This is a genomic window from Clostridium acidisoli DSM 12555, from assembly GCF_900176305.1.
Classification (GTDB): domain Bacteria; phylum Bacillota; class Clostridia; order Clostridiales; family Clostridiaceae; genus Clostridium_I; species Clostridium_I acidisoli.
Window position 1 is genome coordinate 1 of the sequence record NZ_FWXH01000051.1, and the last position, 4384, is coordinate 4384.

General features: G+C 28.9%; 4 protein-coding genes and 1 other annotated feature. All 4 genes read left to right on the forward strand.

Annotation, left to right across the window (positions count from 1 at the left end):
* Nucleotides 1-253: 253 nt before the first annotated feature.
* Nucleotides 254-478 (reverse strand) — a binding site (T-box leader).
* 166 nt (nt 479-644) lie between these two features.
* The 4 genes from yjeM (at nt 645) to B8978_RS19215 (ending at nt 4304) form a co-directional block, all read left to right on the forward strand.
* Nucleotides 645-2150 carry a glutamate/gamma-aminobutyrate family transporter YjeM gene (gene yjeM, locus B8978_RS19200; protein WP_084117891.1) on the forward strand — a complete coding sequence of 502 codons (1506 nt, stop codon included), beginning with the start codon at nt 645-647 and terminating at the stop codon, nt 2148-2150.
* A 212-nt stretch (nt 2151-2362) separates the two neighbouring features.
* Nucleotides 2363-2632, forward strand: coding sequence for a hypothetical protein (locus B8978_RS19205; protein ID WP_084117888.1), 270 nt, complete (start codon nt 2363-2365; stop codon nt 2630-2632).
* A 15-nt stretch (nt 2633-2647) separates the two neighbouring features.
* Nucleotides 2648-3985 (forward strand): tetratricopeptide repeat protein, encoded by a 1338-nt coding sequence (locus tag B8978_RS19210; RefSeq protein ID WP_176212766.1) that lies wholly within the window; start codon nt 2648-2650, stop codon nt 3983-3985.
* Between the two features lie 25 nt (nt 3986-4010).
* A complete protein-coding gene (locus B8978_RS19215) occupies nt 4011-4304 on the forward strand; it encodes a WXG100 family type VII secretion target (protein WP_084117890.1) in 294 nt (97 codons plus the stop codon).
* Nucleotides 4305-4384: the final 80 nt, after the last annotated feature.

Sequence of the window (4384 nt, forward strand, 5' to 3'; positions counted from 1 at the left end):
TTCTCTCACCTTTGACGGCTTTAGCCTCGTCAATTCTTCCATCTAGCCGAAGGCTTTCTTTAATCTTTTTATCTAGCTTTAGCTATGATAAAATTCTTTAGTCTTTACTTTGCAATTTCTTAATATTGTAAATTTGTTCAAAAAAAAGTCGTCTCCTAAAAAAGGGACGATTTTAAACGTGGTACCACCCTAATTTAATCTGAATATGCATTAATACAAAATATAGCCCAAATAAAAAATCTCACTCCAAAAAAATTGGAGTGAGAATAATATCCCACGGTGCCATCCATGTTAATCATAAAATTCAGATTATCTTAAGTCCCTATAACGAGGGAGAACGTATTATCCTAATAACCAAATCGGCTTTCAGACAATCTACTCAAGGATGTCTTTCGATTTATGTCTACTTCTTAGGCTTACACTATCCCTAATTCGCTATCAGCTTATATAAATCTACTATTCCTATCATCATCATTTTATTAAAATATATTTTACAATATTATAGTATCTTAATTATAAGATGTCAACAACAATAAATAAAACCATACAAGAAAAATGGTTTTGCAATATTCAGATTAATTGAAAAAAAGCTAGTTTTAATATATAATATTTAATTGTCTGAAAAAAAACTTTCAACAATAGGAGTGTATAAGAAAATGAAAAGCAAAAAGAAATTAACATTAATACCATTAGTATTAATGGTGTTTACATCGGTTTTTGGCTTTAATAACATATCTAAAGCCTTTTACAAAATGGGATATGCAGCTATTCCATGGTATATATTATCAGGGTTAACCTTTTTTATACCATATGCATTTATGATGGCTGAGTATGGTGCAGCCTTCAAAAAAGAAAAGGGCGGAATATATTCATGGATGGAAAAATCGGTAAATGGCAAATTTGCTTTTATCGGAACATTTATGTGGTATGCATCGTATGTAATTTGGATGGTAAGTGTGGCAACAGAAATATGGATACCACTTTCAAATTTAATATTTGGTAGAGATATAACAGAAAACAGTTCAGTTTTAGGAATTCAATCAACCAAAGTGCTAGGAATACTTGCAATCTTATTTGTTATTATAGTAACCTTTGTTGCATCAAAAGGATTACAAAAAATAAGTAAAATAACTTCAATAGGAGGAACTGCAATAGCCCTTCTTAATGTTGTATTACTTGTGGGGGGAATTTTGATTTTTATTTTACATGGAGGAAAACTTGCACAACCAATTACTTCAGTAAAAACATTTATTGATTCACCAAATCCGGCAAGTAATTCTATAATGAATTTATTATCATTTCTGGTATTTGCTATATTTGCATATGGTGGAATAGAAGCTGTTGGTGGGCTAGTTGATGAAACTGAAAAACCAGAGACCACCTTTCCAAAGGGAATGCTTGTATCTGCAATAATTATTGCCGTAGGATATTCTATAGGTATATTTATGTGTGGTATATTCCTTAACTGGAAAGAGTTAAGTGGAACTCATGGAGTGAACCTAGCTAATATAACATATATAATAATGCAAAACTTAGGGTACACAATAGGGACAAGTATTGGACTAGGACAAGCAGCAGCTGTTAGTTTAGGAAGATTTTTTGCAAGAATAGTTGGACTTTCAATGTTCTTAGCTTATTTAGGATCGTATTTTACTCTTGTGTATTCACCATTAAAACAATTGATAGAAGGAACCCCAACGAAGTTATGGCCTAAACTTATTGGCAAAATTGATGAAGATGGTATACCAAGAAATGCTATGTGGATACAATGCATAATAGTATGTGTATTTATTTTTCTTACATCATTTGGTGGAGATGGAGTTTCACAGTTCTTCTCATATATTGTACTTATGACAAATGTTGCAATGACTCTGCCATATATATTTATTGCTATTGCGTTTACAGGTTTTAAAAAGAAGAAAGAAATAGAAAAACCATTTGAAATATTTAAAAGTTATAGGAGTGCTGTAATTGCAGCAGTTGTAGTTACAGCTACAGTATTCTTTGCAAATTTATTTACAATAATTGAGCCAATATTACAGTCTAAACCAGACATAAAATCGACCATATGGATGATAATAGGACCTGTATTCTTTTCTATAGTAGCATTTATAATGTATGGTAGGTATGAAAAGAAAATAAAAGAATAAAAACAAAATGTAAGTAGACCTATATTTTTAGTAAGTAGAAATATAGGTCTATTTTTTTAAAGTCGTTATATTATTAAATTTTTTATTGAATTTAATAATATAACGACTTTAAAGTGTTGTTATAATAAAAATAAATATGTTATAATTTTTTTAAAATGGTATTTGATAGAAACTAAATAAGTGAAACAAATATATTAAGTAGAGGTGAGCTTATGAACAATGTTTTAAAAGGGATTTTAGATGGAGCAAATGATTCATTAGGAGAATTAAATAATGCAGTCTCATGTAGTCAAGATGCTAAAGGAAATCTGAACAGTACAGTAAGTAATATGGACAACGCACTTGGGGGACAAGCGGCAAGAAATATACAAAATAGTATACAAGGGTTTTCTAGAAATTTTGATAGTATTACAAATGGATTAAGAAGTATTTCTAGTATTATAAATGCAGAAAAAAACGATTGTCAACAAAAAATGAAATAAGAAGGAATGATTTATATGGAGAAAGCATTAGAAAATACAAAAGCTGAAGAATTAAATAAGATGGGATTGTATTTTATTGAGAAAGAAAGATATAATGACGCATTAAAATATTTTAATATGGTGTTGGAAGAAAATGCTGAGTATATAGATGCTTACTACAACAAAGCTATGGTATATGTATTATTAGGAGAAGCAGATAAAGCTTTAGAATATTATGATTTAATAATAAGTAAAAAGCCAATTGAAGGGGAAGCGGTTTTTCAGAAAGCAAATGTGACTTTTTTTATGAAAAAAGATACAGAGGAAGCTATAAGGTTATATAATAAAGCGATATATTTAGGAGTGAATAAAGAAAATTTATATTACAATTTATCTCTATGTTATGATATGACTCGTAATTTTAACCAAGCATTAATATGGATAGATAAAGTCATAAATATAAAAGGTGAAAGTGTAGAAGCTTATAATAAAAAAGCTAATATTCTTCAAAAAATGGGTGAGTTTAGTAGTGCTATTGAAAATTATAATAAAACTCTTATGATAGAAGTTAATAATGAAGAAGCAAATCATTTTAAAAGCTTGATATTAGGAGAAATGGGACAGTATCAAGAAGCTTTAGATTTACTTAAAAAGACTGAAGATTTAATCAAAGATAAAACTGTATTTAAGTATGATATGGCAATTATACTTGAGAAACAGAACAAATTACAGGAAGCATTAGAGGAAATAGAAAAATGTGAAAAAATAAAACCAGATAATTTTCAAATATTAAATAAAAAAGCAACAATATACTTTAAAATGAGAGAAACTGATAAGGCAATAGATATTTATAATAGGCTAATAGAAATATATCCAGAAAACATGGATGTAAGGTTCAACAAAGCAAGTTTATTTATGACATTGCAAAAATATGGAGAAGCCTTAGAAGACTTTGATTATATAATTGAAAATATGCAACAAAATGATATGAACAAAATAAATTCATATTATTTTAAGGCATTAGCATTAAAATTAATTGGAAGTGACAAGAGTAAAGCAGCCTATGAAAAAGCAATTCAACAATATAGCGTATTAATTATAAGTTATCCATACGATTCAAAGTTATACATACTAAAAGCAAATGCGTTAAGAGACATAGGAAGAAATGATGAAGCTGAAATTATGTATGAGTACGCATTGGATTTAAAACCAGAGCAATTAGAAATATATCTTATGAGGGCAAAAAATAGAATAACCCTTGGAAAAATGAAAGAAGCAAAAGCAGATATACAGAATGTTTTGGAAAAGAATTCAGCCTATATATCAGTAATAAAAGCAGATGAGGAATTGAATAGATGCTTGAATGCAAATTAAATTGAACTAATTAGAGGGGGATATTATGGAAACAATAAGTATAAATATAGAGGATTTTAATAGAACAGCCGACTTATTTGTAAAAGCAGCAGACACATGTAAAGCTCATGAGGCAAATGTTGAAGCAGCAACTAGTGAATTGATTGAAAGTTGGAAAGGTGACAGTAAGAATGAATTTCAATATAAATATTCTGAAGTAAAAAAAGGCATGTATAATTACGATTCAATGTTAAGAGAAATATCAAAAGAATTGAAAGCAATAGCAGGAAGTTTTGAAAAGGTGGATTCAGATATAGAAAGAAGCATAAAAAACAGTTAGAAAGAAGGGAGAGAAGTTGAGTTTAATAAATTCGGGAAATGGAATAATAGGAATAGACTATGCAGAAATGAACCGAGTAA

What these genes read in the sequence shown, in the direction of transcription:
- B8978_RS19205 (WP_084117888.1), top strand. Translation starts at nt 2,363, where the DNA reads ATGAACAATGTTTTAAAAGGGATTTTAGATGGAGCAAATGATTCATTA.
- B8978_RS19210 (WP_176212766.1), top strand. Translation starts at nt 2,648, where the DNA reads ATGGAGAAAGCATTAGAAAATACAAAAGCTGAAGAATTAAATAAGATG.
- B8978_RS19215 (WP_084117890.1), top strand. Translation starts at nt 4,011, where the DNA reads ATGGAAACAATAAGTATAAATATAGAGGATTTTAATAGAACAGCCGAC.